At 52.6% G+C, this 17,608-nt stretch carries 15 protein-coding genes; 11 read left to right on the forward strand and 4 right to left on the reverse strand.

Annotated features, from left to right (window positions below):
* Window positions 1-55 precede the first annotated feature (55 nt).
* The 3 genes from dgt (at window position 56) to cdaR (ending at window position 4,458) form a co-directional block, all read left to right on the forward strand.
* On the forward strand, window positions 56-1,570 hold the full coding sequence (gene dgt / locus BN2591_RS08390; RefSeq protein WP_086870613.1) for a dGTPase: 1,515 nt from the start codon (window positions 56-58) through the stop codon (window positions 1,568-1,570).
* A gap of 133 nt (window positions 1,571-1,703) precedes the next feature.
* A complete protein-coding gene (gene degP / locus BN2591_RS08400; protein ID WP_086870615.1) occupies window positions 1,704-3,140 on the forward strand; it encodes a serine endoprotease DegP in 1,437 nt (478 codons plus the stop codon).
* A 160-nt stretch (window positions 3,141-3,300) separates the two neighbouring features.
* A complete protein-coding gene (gene cdaR, locus BN2591_RS08405) occupies window positions 3,301-4,458 on the forward strand; it encodes a DNA-binding transcriptional regulator CdaR (protein WP_020456602.1) in 1,158 nt (385 codons plus the stop codon).
* 53 nt (window positions 4,459-4,511) lie between these two features.
* Here the strand turns inward: cdaR and BN2591_RS08410 are convergent, their stop codons facing one another.
* From BN2591_RS08410 to map, 4 genes are all read right to left on the reverse strand, one after another.
* On the reverse strand, window positions 4,512-4,901 hold the full coding sequence (locus tag BN2591_RS08410; protein ID WP_017457991.1) for a DUF3461 family protein: 390 nt from the start codon (window positions 4,899-4,901) through the stop codon (window positions 4,512-4,514).
* A 121-nt stretch (window positions 4,902-5,022) separates the two neighbouring features.
* Window positions 5,023-5,847: a 2,3,4,5-tetrahydropyridine-2,6-dicarboxylate N-succinyltransferase gene (gene dapD / locus BN2591_RS08415; RefSeq protein ID WP_017457992.1), complete on the reverse strand. Its 825-nt coding sequence runs from the start codon at window positions 5,845-5,847 to the stop codon at window positions 5,023-5,025.
* Window positions 5,848-5,879: 32 nt separating this feature from the next.
* Window positions 5,880-8,555, reverse strand: a complete 2,676-nt coding sequence (gene glnD, locus BN2591_RS08420) for a bifunctional uridylyltransferase/uridylyl-removing protein GlnD (RefSeq protein ID WP_086870617.1) — start codon at window positions 8,553-8,555, stop codon at window positions 5,880-5,882.
* A gap of 156 nt (window positions 8,556-8,711) precedes the next feature.
* On the reverse strand, window positions 8,712-9,503 hold the full coding sequence (gene map / locus BN2591_RS08425) for a type I methionyl aminopeptidase (protein ID WP_086870619.1): 792 nt from the start codon (window positions 9,501-9,503) through the stop codon (window positions 8,712-8,714).
* 309 nt (window positions 9,504-9,812) lie between these two features.
* Here map and rpsB point away from each other — a divergent pair, with 309 nt between their 5' ends.
* From rpsB to rseP, 8 genes are all read left to right on the forward strand, one after another.
* Window positions 9,813-10,538 (forward strand): 30S ribosomal protein S2, encoded by a 726-nt coding sequence (gene rpsB / locus BN2591_RS08430; protein ID WP_086870620.1) that lies wholly within the window; start codon window positions 9,813-9,815, stop codon window positions 10,536-10,538.
* Window positions 10,539-10,676: 138 nt separating this feature from the next.
* Window positions 10,677-11,528 (forward strand): translation elongation factor Ts, encoded by an 852-nt coding sequence (tsf, locus tag BN2591_RS08435; RefSeq protein ID WP_086870622.1) that lies wholly within the window; start codon window positions 10,677-10,679, stop codon window positions 11,526-11,528.
* A gap of 148 nt (window positions 11,529-11,676) precedes the next feature.
* Entirely contained in the window at window positions 11,677-12,402 is a 726-nt protein-coding gene (pyrH, locus tag BN2591_RS08440; protein ID WP_017457997.1) for a UMP kinase, read from the forward strand.
* A 149-nt stretch (window positions 12,403-12,551) separates the two neighbouring features.
* Window positions 12,552-13,109 (forward strand): ribosome recycling factor, encoded by a 558-nt coding sequence (gene frr, locus BN2591_RS08445; protein WP_017457998.1) that lies wholly within the window; start codon window positions 12,552-12,554, stop codon window positions 13,107-13,109.
* Window positions 13,110-13,206: 97 nt separating this feature from the next.
* The gene (gene ispC / locus BN2591_RS08450) at window positions 13,207-14,406 is read left to right on the forward strand and encodes a 1-deoxy-D-xylulose-5-phosphate reductoisomerase (protein ID WP_086870624.1); all 1,200 of its coding nucleotides are present in this window, start codon (window positions 13,207-13,209) and stop codon (window positions 14,404-14,406) included.
* Window positions 14,407-14,589: 183 nt separating this feature from the next.
* A complete protein-coding gene (ispU, locus tag BN2591_RS08455; protein WP_017458000.1) occupies window positions 14,590-15,348 on the forward strand; it encodes a (2E,6E)-farnesyl-diphosphate-specific ditrans,polycis-undecaprenyl-diphosphate synthase in 759 nt (252 codons plus the stop codon).
* Window positions 15,349-15,360: 12 nt separating this feature from the next.
* On the forward strand, window positions 15,361-16,218 hold the full coding sequence (gene cdsA / locus BN2591_RS08460; RefSeq protein WP_086870626.1) for a phosphatidate cytidylyltransferase: 858 nt from the start codon (window positions 15,361-15,363) through the stop codon (window positions 16,216-16,218).
* An 11-nt stretch (window positions 16,219-16,229) separates the two neighbouring features.
* Entirely contained in the window at window positions 16,230-17,579 is a 1,350-nt protein-coding gene (gene rseP / locus BN2591_RS08465) for a sigma E protease regulator RseP (RefSeq protein ID WP_086870628.1), read from the forward strand.
* Window positions 17,580-17,608: the final 29 nt, after the last annotated feature.

Raw genomic sequence — 17,608 nt, forward strand, 5'->3', positions numbered from 1 at the left:
TATCATGGCATACACAATTGCATGATATCCCGTGACGCTAAGCACAGGAGAGGAAATGGCAGAGATCGACTTTCGCAACAAGATAAACTGGCGCCGCCGCTACCGTTCACCGCAGGGTGTAAAAACCGAACGTGAAATACTGCGCATCTTTGAAAGCGATCGTGGGCGCATTATCAACTCTGCCGCTATCCGACGTTTGCAGCAAAAAACCCAGGTCTTCCCGCTGGAGCGTAACGCGGCGGTGCGTACGCGTTTGACGCATTCGCTGGAAGTTCAGCAAGTGGGGCGTTATATCGCCAAAGAGATTTTGAGCCGCCTGAAAGAGCAGCGCCTGCTGGAAACCTACGGTCTGGATGAGTTGACCGGGCCGTTTGAAAGTATCGTTGAGATGGCGTGCCTGATGCATGATATCGGCAACCCGCCGTTTGGCCATTTTGGTGAAGCGGCAATCAATGACTGGTTTCGCCAGCGCCTGGCGCCGGATGATGCGGTGAGCCAACCGCTCTCGGATGATCGCTGCGAAGTGGTGGCGCTTAAATTGCGCGAGGGCGAAGACACACTGAATGCGTTACGCCGGAAAGTGCGCCATGATTTAAGCCATTTTGAAGGTAACGCCCAGGGGATCCGCCTGGTTCACACATTAATGCGTATGAACCTGACCTGGGCGCAGGTCGGCTGTATTTTAAAATATACGCGCCCGGCGTGGTGGATTGGTGAGCCGCCGGCATCACACAGCTATTTAATGAAAAAACCGGGTTACTATTTTTCTGAAGAAGCCTATGTAGAACGGCTGCGTAAAGAATTAAACCTCGATACTTACAGCCGCTTTCCGCTGACGTGGATAATGGAAGCGGCGGATGATATTTCCTATTGCGTGGCGGATTTAGAAGATGCGGTAGAAAAACGGATATTTAGCGCAGAACAACTTTATCAGCATCTTTATGACGCCTGGGGGCAGCATGAAAAAGGATCGTTGTTTGCTCAGGTTGTTGAAAACGCGTGGGAGAAATCACGCGCTAATTCGATGAGTCGCAGCGCGGAAGATCAATTTTTCATGTATCTGCGCGTCAATACGCTGAATAAACTGGTGCCGTACGCGGCACAGCGTTTTATTGATAACTTGCCGCAGATTTTCAGCGGCGAATTCAATCATGCGTTACTGGAAGATGAAAGCGGCTTTAGTCAGCTACTTGAATTATATAAAAATGTCGCCATAAAACAGGTGTTCAGCCATCCCGACGTTGAGCAGCTGGAATTACAAGGCTATCGCGTCATCAGTGGTTTGCTGGATATTTATCGTCCGCTGTTACAATTATCAACGGCGGATTTTGCCGAGCTGGTGGAAAAAGAGCGTTTGCGTCGTTTTCCGATTGAATCGCGCCTGTTTCAAAAACTTTCGACGCGCCACCGGCTAGCCTATGTTGAGGCGGTGAGCAAATTATCGCCCGACGCGGCAGAGTATCCGGTGCTGGAGTATTATCATCGTTGTCGATTAATTCAGGATTATATCAGCGGGATGACGGATTTATATTCATGGGATGAATATCGTCGTTTGATGGCGGTGGAATAACGCCGTTGAATTGTAAAGAACGACAATAAATTTTTACTTTTTCCAGACACTTAATACCTGAACTTCACGCTATAAATCGACTCTGAGTGACACATACACAGCAGTTTGCGTTAATCGGTAAAGAGTGAGAGACATGAAAAAAACCACGTTAGCAATGAGTGCACTGGCTTTAAGTTTAAGTTTGGCGCTGTCTCCTCTGTCGGCTATGGCAGCGGAAACGGCATCGTCCACGGCCACGACATCGCAGCAAATGCCTAGCCTCGCGCCGATGCTGGAAAAAGTGATGCCATCAGTGGTGAGTATCAATGTTGAAGGCAGCACCACGGTAAACACACCGCGTATGCCGCGCAACTTCCAGCAGTTCTTTGGTGATAATTCACCGTTCTGCCAGGATGGTTCCCCGTTCCAGAGTTCGCCGTTCTGTCAGGGCGGCGGCGCACCGGGCGGGCAGGGCGATAGCCAGCAGCAGAAATTTATGGCGCTGGGTTCCGGCGTAATCATTGATGCCGCGAAAGGCTATGTGGTGACCAACAACCACGTGGTCGATAACGCTACCACCATCAAAGTGCAGCTGAGTGACGGGCGTAAATTTGACGCCAAAGTGGTGGGTAAAGACCCGCGTTCCGACATTGCGCTGATTCAGATTCAGGATCCGAAAAACCTGACGGCGATTAAACTGGCGGATTCCGATGCGCTGCGCGTGGGGGATTACACCGTGGCGATTGGTAACCCGTTTGGCCTCGGTGAAACGGTGACGTCCGGGATTGTCTCCGCGCTGGGGCGCAGCGGCCTGAATGCGGAAAACTACGAAAACTTTATTCAGACGGATGCCGCGATTAACCGCGGTAACTCCGGCGGCGCGCTGGTGAACCTGAATGGTGAACTGATCGGTATTAACACCGCGATCCTCGCACCGGATGGCGGCAACATTGGTATCGGTTTTGCCATCCCAAGTAACATGGTGAAAAACCTCACCGGGCAGATGGTCGAGTTCGGCCAGGTTCGTCGTGGTGAACTGGGTATTATGGGAACCGAACTGAACTCTGAGCTGGCGAAAGCGATGAAGGTCGATGCGCAGCGCGGGGCGTTTGTCAGCCAGGTCATGCCGAATTCTGCCGCCGCGAAAGCCGGTGTGAAAGCAGGGGATGTGATCACCTCGCTTAACGGTAAACCGATTAGCAGCTTTGCCGCGCTGCGTGCGGAAGTCGGTTCAATGCCGATCGGCAGCAAAGTCGCACTTGGCCTGCTGCGCGATGGCAAACCGGTGAACATTACGCTTGAGTTGCAGCAAAGCAGCCAGAATCAGGTTGATTCCAGCACCATCTTCAGCGGTATTGAAGGTGCGGAGATGAGCAACAAAGGCAAAGATGGCGGCGTGGTGGTTAATTCGGTGAAAGCCAATACCCCGGCGGCACAGATTGGCCTGAAAAAAGGCGATGTGATTGTCGGCGCGAACCAGCAGCCGGTGAAAAATATCGCCGAGTTGCGCAAAATCCTCGACAGTAAACCTTCTGTGCTGGCGTTGAACATTCAGCGCGGTGACACCTCTATCTACCTGCTGATGCAGTAATCCGCTCTACACCCTCTTCCCTGACGACGGGAAGAGGGCCTTTCCTCTGTTTTGTGAAGCCTTCCACAACTCCATACTTCTGAATGCCGCTTTGTGCAATTGCACAGTGCGTACGGTAATTATCTTCCCTATGCTTGGGCTCTGCACACGGGAGGGTTACATGGCTGGCTGGCATCTTGATACCAAAATGGCACAGGATATCGTGGCGCGCACGATGCGTATCATCGATACGAACATTAACGTGATGGATGCACGGGGCCGTATCATTGGTAGCGGTGACCGCGAACGAATTGGTGAATTGCACGAAGGGGCGCTACTGGTGCTCTCGCAAGGGCGCGTGGTGGATATCGACGATGCGGTTGCCCGCCATCTGCACGGCGTGCGCCAGGGCATCAACCTGCCGTTACGTCTTGAAGGGGAAATCGTGGGTGTTATTGGCCTGACGGGTGAACCTGAGACGTTACGCAAATATGGCGAATTAGTCTGCATGACCGCCGAGATGATGCTGGAACAATCTCGTCTGATGCATCTGTTGGCGCAGGACAGCCGTCTGCGCGAAGAACTGGTCATGAACCTGATCCAGGCGGAAGAGCACACGCCTGCTCTGACCGAATGGGCGCAGCGTTTAGGTATTGATTTAAACCAGCCGCGCGTGGTGGCAGTGGTGGAAGTGGACAGCGGTCAGTTGGGCGTAGACAGCGCCATGGCTGAGTTACAGCAACTGCAAAATGCCCTTACCACACCCGAGCGCAACAACCTGATTGCTATTGTTTCGCTGACCGAAATGGTCGTGCTGAAACCAGCGCTTAACCAGTTTGGTCGCTGGGATGCGGAAGATCATCGCAAGCGGGTGGAGCAGCTGATCACGCGTATGAAAGAGAACGGCCAGCTGCGTTTTCGCGTCGCGCTGGGCAATTATTTCACCGGTCCTGGCAGCATTGCCCGTTCTTACCGTACCGCACGCACCACCATGATGGTGGGTAAACAGCGTATGCCGGAAAGCCGTAGCTATTTTTACCAGGATTTGATGTTACCGGTGTTGCTCGACAGCTTACGCGGCGGTTGGCAGGCCAACGAGCTGGCACGACCATTGTCACGTTTAAAAGCGATGGATAATAACGGCCTGTTGCGTCGCACGCTGGCAGCATGGTTTCGCCATAATGTGCAGCCACTGGCAACATCTAAAGCGCTGTTTATTCATCGCAATACGCTGGAGTATCGTTTGAACCGGATCTCGGAACTGACCGGGCTGGATTTGGGGAACTTCGATGATCGGTTGCTGCTGTATGTGGCGCTGCAGTTAGACGAACAACATTAAAAATGATGTTGTGCCGGGTAGTGAGCCCGGCACAATGCGATAGACCCCGCGTTTTACTTCCCGCGTGTCAGCTTTTCAAGATCGGATTCGATTTCGTTGATCTTGTTGGTAACAACACTTTCCAGGTGGCGCAGATCGTCCAGGATCTTACGTTTCAGATCCACTTCCGTGCGATCGCGCTGGCAGATTTGATCCAATTCATCAATCACATAGCGCAGGTTCGGGCTGATTTCCTGCACCTCTTTATACCCCTGACCGACACCGTCGGCGACAACAGTTTTACGCTGGCGTGGGTATTTGAATTTGACGCTCTTGGCAAAAAACTCGCCTTTATCCTTATGAAAATAGATTTTCAGAATATCGTTATTGGCTTCCTGGCGGAGGCTATAGCGATCGATTTCATCGGGATTGGTGATGCCTAAACTTTTCAGATTATCGTACATAGCGGTACCCTTAAGCTCAACATAACCTATGAATAATTAACGAAAAAATCTATTTTTTCCACCTGCGAATGCAAAAAAGGCGGGATATATCACCCTCTTCCTGGCAGGAAGAGGGACCGACTTAGTCGATGGTACGCAGCAGTTCGTTAATACCTACTTTGCCGCGCGTTTTCGCATCCACTTTTTTCACGATTACCGCGCAATACAGGCTGTATTTGCCATCTTTAGACGGCAGGTTGCCGGAAACAACCACTGAGCCTGCCGGTACGCGGCCATAATGCACTTCGCCGGTTTCACGATCGTAAATACGCGTGCTCTGACCGATGTACACACCCATCGAGATGACAGAACCTTCTTCAACGATAACACCTTCCACCACTTCAGAACGTGCGCCGATAAAGCAGTTATCTTCAATGATAGTCGGGTTTGCCTGCAGTGGTTCCAGAACGCCGCCAATACCTACGCCACCGGAAAGGTGAACGTTTTTACCGATCTGCGCACAAGAGCCGACGGTCGCCCAGGTATCCACCATGGTGCCTTCATCAACATAAGCGCCGATATTGACATAAGACGGCATCAGCACGGTATTGCGGGCGATAAACGCACCCTGGCGCACTGCTGCTGGCGGCACTACGCGGAAACCTTCTTTCTGGAAACGCGCTTCGTCGTAGTCGGCGAATTTCATCGGGACTTTGTCGAAGTAGCGGCTTTCCGCACCGTCGATAACCTGGTTATCGTTAATGCGGAAAGAGAGCAGAACCGCTTTCTTCAGCCACTGGTGAGTGACCCACTGGCCATCGATTTTTTCTGCGACGCGAAGTGCGCCGGAATCGAGCAGGGCAATAACCTGATTCACCGCTTCACGGGTAACGGTATCGGCATTTGCCGGGGTGATCTCTGCGCGACGCTCGAAAGCGGCTTCAATAACGTTCTGTAACTGCTGCATTGTTTACTCTTTCCATCTGTGTAAAAAAATAATCACCCTTTATCGTTTGGATTGAGGGCCTCTGTCAACCGTTGTTGCACCTCCTTTTGCAGCGCATTATTAAGGCCACGCCGGTCGGCAGTGGCGATTATGAATAAATCTTCTACTCGCTCACCAATGGTTGTAATTCTCGCCCCGTGCAGCGAAATTCCCAGATCCGCAAACACCTGCCCGACGCGGGCAAGCAGCCCTGGCTGGTCAAGGGCAATCAATTCAAGAAACGATTTTCTGTCGGTATGGGTCGGCAGGAAATTCACTTCGGTATCGACGGTAAAGTGGCGCAATTTGGCAGGCTGGCGGCGCGGCTGCGGCGGCTGCCAGGTGTGTTGTGTAATGGCCTGTTCCAGCCCGAAACAAATTGCATCGTGGCGATCGGCGGAGAGTGGGCTGCCGTCCGGTTCCAGCACTATAAAGGTGTCCATTGCCATACCGTCGCGTGTGGTAAAAATCTGCGCGTCGTGGACGCTCAGGTTGCGGCGATCAAGCTCGGCGCACACTGCCGCGAACAGATAGGGGCGGTCAGGGCTCCAGATAAAGATCTCCGTGCCGCCGCGCGTCGCCTGTGGGCTAAGCAAAATCATCGGTTTGCTCAGATCATGTTGCAATAAGTGCCGTGCATGCCAGGCGAGCTGGTTTGGGCTATGGCGCACAAAGTAGTTCGCCCGACAGCGTGCCCAAATCTGATGCAATTGCTCTTCATCAATGTTGTCCATACGTAACAACGCCAGCGCCTGAAGCTGGTGATGGCGCACACGCTCGCGCATGTCCGGCGTATTTTGCATGCCGCGACGCAGCTGTTTTTCAGTCGCGAAATAGAGCTCGCGCAGCAAGCTCTGCTTCCAGCTGTTCCACAGGGTTTCGTTAGTGGCACAGATATCCGCCACAGTCAGGCAGACAAGGAAGCGCAGACGGTTCTCCGTTTGTACCTCTTCGGCAAACTGCTTGATCACTTCCGGATCCTGAATATCACGGCGCTGGGCGGTGACCGACATTAACAGGTGATGGCGCACCAGCCAGGCGACAAGCTGGGTTTCGCGTGAGTTAAGCCCATGTAATTCAGCGAACTTCAGCACATCCTGTGCGCCCAGCACGGAGTGGTCGCCGCCACGCCCTTTGGCGATATCATGGAACAGCGCTGCAATCAGGATCAGCTCCGGGTGGGTTAAACGCGGCCACAGTTCCACGCATAAAGGGTGCTTATTGCGCGTCTCTTCTTTGGCAAAACTTTCCAGCTTCAGCAACACGCGAATGGTGTGTTCATCCACGGTATAGGCGTGGAACAGGTCAAACTGCATCTGGCCAACGATGTGCGACCACTGTGGCATATAAGCCCACAACACGCTGTGGCGGTGCATCGGCAGCAGACCACGGCTGACGGCACCCGGATGGCGCAACATGCTGAGGAAAATAGAGCGCGCTTCGGCGATATAACACAGCGGCTGCGTCAGATGGCGGCGGGCGTGGCGCAAGTGGCGCAGCGTGGTGGAGTAGATGCCAGTAATGGTGCTGTTGCGCACCATAATATAGAACATGCGCAGGATGGCCTGCGGCTCACGGATAAACAGCGTTTCGTCACGCAAATCGATAAGTGAACCACGCAACTGGAACTCGTCGTCAATCGGGCGCGGTTTCTCGTCGGTGGTCAGCGCCAGAATCGCTTCATCGAAGAGCTGTAACAGCATCTGGTTCAGTTCCGCGACACGGCGGGTGACGCGGAAGAAATCCTTCATCATATGTTCGACGGGCTGGTTGCCTTCGCCGACATAATTCAGACGCTGCGCTACGCTCAGTTGCCTGTCGAACAGAAGCCGGTTGTCGTAGCGATTCACTTCCAGATGCAGCGCGAAACGGATTCGCCAAAGCAGATGCAAACACTCGTTCAGCTCATTGCGCTCGGCTTCAGTCAGAAAGCCAAAGCCCACCATTTCATCCAGTGAGGTGGCACCAAAGTGACGACGAGCAACCCATTGCAGGGTGTGAATATCACGCAGACCGCCGGGGCTACTTTTTATATCGGGTTCCAGATTGTAACTGGTGCCGTGATAGCGCTGGTGGCGCTCGTTTTGTTCCGCCACTTTGGCCGGGAAAAAGGTTTCCGATGGCCAGAAGTTGTCGCTAAAAATATGCTTTTGCAGTTCCAGAAACAGCGCAACGTCGCCAATCAGCAGGCGTGATTCAATTAAGTTGGTTGCGACAGTGAGATCCGATAATCCTTCCTGTAAGCACTCATCCAGCGTACGAACGCTGTGTCCCACTTCGAGTTTGACATCCCACAGCAGCGTGAGCAGCTCGCCAATCTTTTGCGCTTGTTCGTCGGAAAGCTTGGTACGGCTGAGGATCAGTAAATCAATATCCGATAGCGGATGCAGCTCGCCGCGACCATAGCCGCCCACTGCAACCAATGCGGTATCGCTGACGTCGCCAAAACCGTACTCCAGCCATAAGCGTTGCAGAAGTTGATCAATAAATTCGGTGCGCGCTTCGATTAATTGCTCGGCTGAAATACCCGCGTCAAAGACATGCCCCAGCCACTGCTGGAACGCTTCAATATGCGTTTTGATATGTGCGCACTGGAATTGATCTTGTGACCAAACCCCTGGATATTCAGGCTGGCCGGGAAGGGTGGGTTGTACCGCGCTGACAAATTGTTCTGAAGTGATGTTGCTCATTATGGGCCACCCGTCTGGAGTGCATATGCATAGCAAAACAACTTAAAAGAGATAATGAAAAATGAAAAGTCGTTTATATGTATGACGCAGCAGGGGAGTGCGGTAAAAAAAACGGCCCGCAGAGCGGACCGTTTAGTGCGTTTGGCAATGTCAGAATCAGGCGGCAGTCAGCACGGCATCGATGGTGTCATCTTTGCGCAGCGTCAGGATCTCGCAGCCGGTTTCGGTGACGACAATTGTGTGCTCATACTGCGCAGACAGGCTGCGGTCTTTGGTTTTCACCGTCCAGCCATCTTTCATGGTGCGAATACGGTAATCACCGGCGTTTACCATCGGCTCGACGGTAAACGTCATGCCCGCTTGCAGCACCACACCGCCATCGTCCGCATCGTAGTGCAGCACCTGCGGCTCTTCATGGAAACCGCGGCCAATACCGTGGCCGCAATATTCGCGCACGACGGAGAAGCCTTCACCTTCAACATATTTCTGAATAGCGGCGCCCAGCGTACGCAGGCGGATGCCTGGTTTGACCATGCGCAGTGCCAGGTAAAGGCTCTCCTGGGTTACGCGGCACAGGCGCTCGCCCAGAATGGTCGGTTTACCGACGATAAACATTTTGGAGGTGTCGCCGTGGTACTCGTCTTTAATCACGGTTACGTCGATGTTGACGATGTCGCCATCTTTCAACAGTTTTTCGTCATCCGGAATACCGTGGCACACCACTTCGTTAATAGAGATGCAAACAGATTTCGGGAAACCGTGATAACCGAGGCAGGCGGAAATGGCGTGCTGCTCTTTGACGATGTAGTCGTTGCAGATGCGATCCAGTTCACCGGTGCTGACGCCCGGCTTAATGTGCGGTTCAATCATTTCCAGTACTTCGGCGGCGAGTCGACCCGCGACGCGCATTTTTTCGATTTCTTCAGGTGTCTTAATAGAGATAGCCATGGAATGTGTCCATCAGTGTCGATTTTTTCGACTATACCAGGATTAGTGCTGTCAATGGTAACAGTCGGGCAAGTGTTGTGCCAAATCGAGAATCATTAACAGCACGCTGCGTCAACAACTATTGGTTTCCGGCGGGGTTTTATGGTATAAAGCGCGCCGGACTTCCGTTCCTGTTTTGGGATGGGAGCCACAAATCTCACTTTGTGTAATAACACACACGTATCGGCACATATTCCGGGGTGCCCTTCGGGGTCGGTAATATGGGATACGTGGAGGCATAACCCCAACTTTTATATAGAGGTTTTAAACATGGCAACTGTTTCCATGCGCGACATGCTCAAGGCTGGTGTTCACTTTGGTCACCAGACCCGTTACTGGAACCCGAAAATGAAGCCGTTCATCTTCGGTGCGCGTAACAAAGTTCACATCATCAACCTTGAGCAAACTGTACCGATGTTCAACGACGCTCTGGCTGAACTGCACAAAATTTCTGCTCGTAAAGGCAAAATTCTGTTCGTTGGTACAAAACGCGCAGCAAGCGAAGCGGTAAAAGAAGCTGCTCTGAGCTGCGACCAGTTCTTCGTGAACCATCGCTGGCTGGGCGGTATGCTGACTAACTGGAAAACCGTTCGTCAGTCCATCAAACGTCTGAAAGACCTGGAAACTCAGTCTCAGGACGGTACCTTCGACAAGCTGACCAAGAAAGAAGCGCTGATGCGCACTCGTGAACTGGACAAGCTGGAAAACAGCCTGGGCGGTATCAAAGATATGGGCGGCCTGCCGGACGCACTGTTCGTTATCGACGCTGACCACGAGCACATCGCAATCAAAGAAGCAAACAACCTGGGTATCCCGGTATTTGCTATCGTTGATACCAACTCCGATCCGGACGGCGTTGACTTCGTTATCCCGGGTAACGATGACGCAATCCGTGCTGTTAGCCTGTACCTGAATGCCGTTGCTGCTACCGTTCGTGAAGGCCGTTCTTCGGATCTGGCTACTCAGGCGGAAGAAAGCTTCGTAGAAGCTGAGTAATAAGGCACGCTCGTTGAGCCCCTTATTGAGCAGGTAGTACCGAGTTTGGTTAGGGGGCCTGTTAATGGCCCCCTTTTTCACTTTTAAGCCTGTTTGGTTGCAAACCGTGCAGGTCATATCTCTCCCGAGGAATAAAGAATGGCTGAAATTACCGCATCCCTGGTAAAAGAGCTGCGTGAACGTACTGGCGCAGGCATGATGGATTGCAAAAAAGCGCTGACTGAAGCGAATGGCGACATCGAGCTGGCGATCGAGAACATGCGTAAGTCTGGTGCGATCAAAGCGGCGAAAAAAGCAGGCAACGTTGCTGCTGACGGCGTGATCATCACCAAAATCGACGGCACCTACGGCATCATTCTGGAAGTTAACTGCCAGACTGACTTCGTGGCAAAAGACGGTGGTTTCCAGGCATTTGCTAACAAAGTTCTGGACGCTGCTGTTGCTGGCAAAATCACCGACGTTGAAGTTCTGAAAGCGCAGTTCGAAGAAGAGCGCGTTGCACTGGTTGCTAAAATCGGTGAGAACATCAACATCCGTCGCGTTTCCGCTCTGGAAGGTGACGTTCTGGGTTCTTACCAGCATGGCGCGCGTATCGGTGTTCTGGTTGCGGCTAAAGGCGCTGATGACGAGCTGGTTAAACAGCTGGCAATGCACATCGCTGCAAGCAAGCCGGAATTCGTTAAACCGGAAGACGTATCCGCTGAAGTCGTAGAAAAAGAGTACCAGGTTCAGCTGGACATCGCCATGCAGTCTGGCAAACCGAAAGAAATCGCAGAGAAAATGGTTGAAGGCCGCATGAAGAAATTCACCGGTGAAGTTTCTCTGACTGGCCAGCCTTTCGTTATGGATCCGAGCAAATCTGTTGCTCAGCTGCTGAAAGAGCACAACGCTGACGTAACTGGCTTCATCCGCTTCGAAGTGGGCGAAGGCATCGAGAAAGTTGAGACTGACTTCGCAGCAGAAGTTGCTGCAATGTCCAAGCAGTCTTAATCAATAAAAAGGAGCCGCCTGAGGGCGGCTTCTTTTTATGCCCTTCATCTGAAAATCAGCCAGCACACTAGTGTTTGCGCTGGCAGGCGACGTATCATAAGCGCCGGTATTAACCCCGTCCAATTGTTGACAGTCTCAGGAAAGAAACATGGCTACCAATGCAAAACCCGTCTACAAACGCATTCTGCTTAAGCTGAGCGGCGAAGCGCTCCAGGGATCCGAAGGCTTCGGTATTGACGCAAGCATTCTTGACCGTATGGCGCAGGAAATTAAAGAGCTGGTCGAACTTGGGGTTCAGGTTGGCGTGGTGATTGGTGGCGGCAACCTGTTCCGTGGGGCGGGTCTGGCGAAAGCGGGGATGAACCGCGTAGTGGGCGACCACATGGGTATGCTGGCGACCGTGATGAACGGCCTGGCAATGCGTGATGCGCTGCATCGTGCCTATGTGAACGCACGTCTGATGTCCGCGTTTCCGTTAAATGGTGTTTGCGACAACTACAGCTGGGCAGAGGCGATTAGCCTGCTGCGCAACAACCGTGTGGTAATTTTCAGCGCCGGTACGGGTAATCCGTTCTTTACGACCGATTCCGCAGCTTGCCTGCGCGGTATCGAGATTGAAGCGGATGTGGTGTTGAAAGCGACCAAAGTGGACGGCGTGTTTACCGCCGATCCGGTGCTCGATCCGACAGCCACGCTGTGCGAACAGCTGAGCTACAGCGAAGTGCTGGATAAGGAACTGAAAGTGATGGATCTGGCGGCCTTTACGCTGGCTCGCGACCACAAACTGCCGATTCGCGTGTTCAACATGAACAAACCTGGCGCGCTGCGTCGCGTTGTCATGGGCGAAAAAGAAGGCACATTGATTACGGAATAATTCCCGTAAGCAATAAATAAAGGTAAGATTCCGCTTTAATTTATTGAGCAGTTCTTTCTGGCATCTTCAGGGTGCCAAAAATTGAACAGGCTATACTTAGCACACCCGCCGTATGGCCTGCCTGCGACAAGATTTCAAGGATCCGTAACGTGATTAGCGATATCAGAAAAGATGCTGAAGTACGCATGGATAAATGCGTCGAAGCGTTCAAAACTCAAATCAGCAAAGTGCGCACTGGCCGCGCTTCCCCGAGCCTGCTGGATGGCATCGTTGTGGAATATTACGGTACGCCGACACCGCTGCGTCAGTTGGCTAGCGTTACCGTTGAAGACTCCCGTACGCTGAAAATCAACGTGTTTGACCGCTCAATGAGCCCGGCTGTTGAAAAAGCAATTTTGACCTCCGATCTCGGTTTAAACCCGAGCTCTGCGGGCAGCGATATTCGCGTTCCGCTGCCGGCACTGACCGAAGAGCGTCGTAAAGATCTGATCAAAGTTGTACGCGGCGAAGCTGAACAAGCGCGCGTTGCGGTTCGTAACGTTCGTCGTGACGCGAACGATAAAGTGAAGGCACTGCTGAAAGATAAAGAAATCAGTGAAGACGACGATCGTCGTTCTCAGGATGACGTCCAGAAGCTGACCGATGCTGCAATCAAAAAAGTGGATGCGGCGCTGGCGGACAAAGAAGCGGAACTGATGCAGTTCTGATTCGAAACAAACCGACTAAAACGCCGTACAGAGAGCTGCGAAAGTGGCTTTGCTGGCGGCGTTTTGCTTTTTATCCTTGCAATGTTGCGAGCGTTTCATGAAGCATTTAACTCTTCTGGGCTCAACGGGTTCTATTGGTTGCAGCACGCTGGCCGTGGTTCGCCACAATCCCGATCGTTTCTCCGTTACTGCGCTGGTTGCCGGTAAAAACGTTACCCGCATGGTTGAGCAGTGCCTTGAGTTTTCTCCCAAATTTGCGGTGATGGACGATGACGAAAGCGCGCAACAGGTGAAGCGTGCTTTGCGGGAACATGGTAGCCGGACAGACGTGCTGAGTGGCCAACAGGCAGCCTGTGAAATGGCGGCGCTGAGCGGCGTCGATCAGGTGATGGCGGCCATTGTGGGTGCTGCGGGCCTGGTACCCACGCTTGCTGCTATTCGCGCCGGGAAGACGGTGCTGCTGGCGAATAAAGAGGCTCTGGTGACGTGTGGCCGTCTGTTTATGGATGCGGTGAAGGAGAGCGGGGCGCAGCTTTTGCCTGTAGACAGCGAGCATAACGCTATTTTTCAGAGTTTACCGGAAACAATTCAACATAACCTGGGGTACGCTGATCTGGAGCAGAATGGCGTTTCGTCTATTCTGCTTACCGGGTCTGGTGGCCCGTTCCGGGAGACCCCACTTTCCGATCTGGCCGCAATGACGCCGGATCAGGCATGTCGGCACCCGAACTGGTCAATGGGGCGCAAAATCTCCGTTGACTCCGCCACTATGATGAATAAAGGTCTGGAATACATTGAAGCGCGCTGGTTGTTTAATGCCTCTGCCCGCCAGATGGAAGTGTTGATTCACCCGCAATCGGTGATCCACTCCATGGTGCGTTACCAGGATGGCAGTGTATTGGCACAACTGGGTGAGCCGGATATGCGTACGCCCATCGCTCATACGATGGCCTGGCCGGAACGCGTGCCGTCAGGTGTTAATGCCCTCGATTTTTGCAAACTAAGTTCGTTAAGTTTCGCGCAGCCCGATTTTGACCGCTATCCTTGCCTGAAGCTGGCCATTGATGCTTCTGACGAAGGGCAGGCGGCAACAACGGCGCTCAATGCGGCGAATGAGGTAACGGTTTCGGCATTCCTGGCATCTGCTATCCGTTTCACAGATATTGCCGCCCTGAATCTTTCTGTGCTTGAACAGATGGATTTACGCGAACCGCAGAGCATTGATGACGTGCTGGCTGTAGATGCACAGGCACGCGACGTTGCGCAAAAACAAGTGATGCGCCTCGCAAGCCAGTGATATTACAGCGATGAGTGACGGTGCTATTTGTTAGCGTTGGGCTTCGGTGATATAGTCTGCGCCACAAAATTGCCAGTTCGTATTATGGCGTTTGGTGTAAGCCGTGGTTTACACGGCTTTTTTGCGTAAAGGCTTTTGTATTCCTGAGTACCGCTAAATCCTTTTCAGGGACTAAAACGCGTTATGTTGTCTGCTAACCAACCGATAAGCGAAAGTTTGCCAACGCATGGCTGCCGCCATGTAGCGATAATTATGGATGGCAATGGTCGCTGGGCGAAAAGACAAGGGAAACTCCGGGCTTTTGGTCATCGGGCCGGAGCGAAGTCTGTACGCCGTGCGGTCTCTTTTGCCGCCAATAATGGTATTGATGCGCTGACGCTTTATGCTTTTAGTAGCGAGAACTGGAATCGCCCGGCGCAGGAAGTGAGTGCGCTGATGGAGTTGTTTGTGTGGGCGCTGGATAGCGAAGTAAAAAGCCTGCACCGCCATAATGTGCGTTTACGCATTATTGGCGATACCAGTCGTTTTAATACGCGTTTGCAGGAGAGAATCCGCAAAGCGGAAGCGTTAACCGCCCAGAATACCGGGCTGACGCTGAATATCGCAGCGAACTATGGTGGACGCTGGGATATCGTACAGGGAGTCCGGCAGCTTGCCGAGCAGGTGCAGGAAGGGCTGTTGCGCCCGGATCAAATTGATGAAGAAACGCTCAATAAGCAAGTCTGCATGCATGAGCTGGCTCCTGTGGATTTAGTGATAAGGACTGGCGGGGAACATCGCATAAGTAATTTTTTACTTTGGCAAATTGCCTATGCCGAACTTTACTTTACAGATGTTCTTTGGCCCGATTTTGATGAACAAGACTTTGAAGGTGCGCTGCATGCCTTTGCCAATCGAGAGCGTCGTTTCGGCGGTACCGAGCCAGGTGGCGACAAAGCCTGATGGGGGTTGCTTTTGCTGAAGTATCGCCTGATTTCTGCTTTTGTATTGATACCCATTGTTATTGCAGCGCTTTTTTTGCTGCCGCCGGTGGGATTCGCGATCGTTACGCTCGCTGTTTGCATGCTCGCTGCGTGGGAGTGGGGGCAATTAAGCGGCTTTACTTCCCGGAGTCAACGGGTTTGGTTGGCCGTATTATGCGGGTTTTTACTCACCCTTATGCTGTTTACGTTGCCGGAATATCACCATAATACCCATCATCCGCTGGTGACGATTTCGCTCTGGGCTTCTCTTGCCTGGTGGCTGGTGGCGTTGGTGCTGGTGCTGAGTTACCCGTCAACTGCCGCGGTATGGCGTCACTCTAAAATTTTGCGCCTGATTTTCGGGATCTTGACGATTATCCCTTTTTTCTGGGGCATGCTGGCGCTGCGCGTGTGGCATTACGATGTAAACCACTACAGCGGCGCACTGTGGTTGCTGTATGTGATGATCCTCGTATGGGGAGCCGATTCAGGCGCTTATATGTTTGGCAAACTATTTGGTAAACATAAGCTTGCACCGAAAGTCTCACCGGGGAAAACCTGGCAAGGTTTCCTGGGAGGCCTGCTGACGGCGGGTATTATCTCCTGGGGTTACGGTGCGTGGGCGAATCTGGATGTGACTTCATCGACGCTCTTTATTTGCTCGGTGGTTGCGGCGTTAGCCTCTGTATTGGGCGATCTCACGGAAAGTATGTTCAAGCGTGAAGCCGGAATTAAAGATAGTGGGCATCTTATTCCGGGTCATGGCGGTATACTGGATCGCATTGACAGCCTGACAGCGGCAGTTCCTGTATTTGCCTGCCTGTTATTGCTGGTTTTCAGGACGATTTGACGGAAGGTTTTATGCTGAGCATTCTCTGGAATCTGGCGGCGTTCATTGTTGCGCTTGGTGTATTGATCACCGTGCATGAATTTGGCCATTTCTGGGTTGCTCGCCGCTGTGGCGTGCGGGTTGAGCGTTTTTCCATCGGTTTTGGTAAAGCGCTCTGGCGTCGCACCGACAAACATGGCACCGAATTTGTCATCGCCCTGATCCCCCTGGGCGGTTATGTCAAAATGCTGGATGAGCGTGTTGAGGCCGTTGCGCCGGAAATGCGCCACTACGCTTTCAATAACAAAACAGTTGGTCAGCGTGCCGCCGTTATCGCTGCCGGCCCCATCGCTAACTTTATCTTTGCCATCTTCGCTTACTGGCTGGTGTTTATCATCGGTGTCCCTGGTGTTCGTCCGGTTGTTGGTGAAATAACGCCCAACTCTATCGCTGCAAACGCGCAAATTGCACCCGGCACGGAACTTAAAGCGATTGATGGTATCGAAACGCCTGATTGGGATGCTGTGCGCTTACAGTTGGTGTCTAAAATCGGCGATAGCCAGACGACCATCAGCGTAGCGCCATTCGGCAGTAACAATCGTCAGGAAAAGGTGCTGGATTTACGTCACTGGGCCTTTGCGCCTGATAAAGATGATCCGGTTATGTCGCTGGGGATTCGTCCTCGGGCGGCGCAGCTTGAACCGGTGCTTGCGGAGGTGCAACCCGGTTCCGCCGCCAGCAAAGCGGGTTTGCAAGCTGGCGACAGGATCGTTAAAGTCGATGGTCAGCAGTTAACGCAGTGGATGACGTTCGTTACGCTGGTACGGGATAACCCAGGTACGTCGTTAGCGCTGGAAGTGGAAAGACAAGGGGCTCCTTTGTCTTTGACGTTGATACCGGATACAAAGCCCGGTAGCAAGGCAGAAGGGTTTGCGGGCGTGGTGCCCAAAGTCATTCCTCTGCCAGATGAATACAAAACAGTACGCCAGTACGGGCCATTTAGCGCCATCGTTGAGGCCACGGATAAAACGTGGCAGTTGATGAAGCTAACGGTCAGTATGTTGGGGAAATTGATCACCGGTGATGTAAAACTGAACAACCTCAGTGGGCCGATTTCTATCGCTCAGGGGGCTGGGATGTCAGCGGAGTTCGGGTTGATTTACTACCTGATGTTCCTTGCTTTGATAAGCGTGAACTTAGGCATCATTAACCTGTTCCCTCTGCCCGTTCTTGACGGCGGGCATCTGCTGTTTTTGGCGATTGAGAAGCTGAAGGGCGGACCGGTATCCGAGCGAGTTCAAGACTTTAGTTATCGCATTGGCTCTATCTTGCTGGTGCTGTTAATGGGGCTTGCACTTTTCAATGATTTCTCTCGCTTGTAAGAGAGTTTGTTAGGAAGAACGCATAATAA

The sequence above is a fragment of the Kosakonia pseudosacchari genome (genome assembly GCF_900184035.1).
Taxonomy (GTDB): Bacteria; Pseudomonadota; Gammaproteobacteria; order Enterobacterales; family Enterobacteriaceae; genus Kosakonia; species Kosakonia pseudosacchari.

Coding starts and splice junctions, on each gene's coding strand:
- ispC (WP_086870624.1), top strand. CDS start 13,207: ATGAAGCATTTAACTCTTCTGGGCTCAACGGGTTCTATTGGTTGCAGC.
- dgt (WP_086870613.1), top strand. CDS start 56: ATGGCAGAGATCGACTTTCGCAACAAGATAAACTGGCGCCGCCGCTAC.
- pyrH (WP_017457997.1), top strand. CDS start 11,677: ATGGCTACCAATGCAAAACCCGTCTACAAACGCATTCTGCTTAAGCTG.
- rseP (WP_086870628.1), top strand. CDS start 16,230: ATGCTGAGCATTCTCTGGAATCTGGCGGCGTTCATTGTTGCGCTTGGT.
- tsf (WP_086870622.1), top strand. CDS start 10,677: ATGGCTGAAATTACCGCATCCCTGGTAAAAGAGCTGCGTGAACGTACT.
- cdaR (WP_020456602.1), top strand. CDS start 3,301: ATGGCTGGCTGGCATCTTGATACCAAAATGGCACAGGATATCGTGGCG.
- degP (WP_086870615.1), top strand. CDS start 1,704: ATGAAAAAAACCACGTTAGCAATGAGTGCACTGGCTTTAAGTTTAAGT.
- ispU (WP_017458000.1), top strand. CDS start 14,590: ATGTTGTCTGCTAACCAACCGATAAGCGAAAGTTTGCCAACGCATGGC.
- glnD (WP_086870617.1), bottom strand. CDS start 8,555: ATGAGCAACATCACTTCAGAACAATTTGTCAGCGCGGTACAACCCACC.
- BN2591_RS08410 (WP_017457991.1), bottom strand. CDS start 4,901: ATGTACGATAATCTGAAAAGTTTAGGCATCACCAATCCCGATGAAATC.
- dapD (WP_017457992.1), bottom strand. CDS start 5,847: ATGCAGCAGTTACAGAACGTTATTGAAGCCGCTTTCGAGCGTCGCGCA.
- rpsB (WP_086870620.1), top strand. CDS start 9,813: ATGGCAACTGTTTCCATGCGCGACATGCTCAAGGCTGGTGTTCACTTT.
- map (WP_086870619.1), bottom strand. CDS start 9,503: ATGGCTATCTCTATTAAGACACCTGAAGAAATCGAAAAAATGCGCGTC.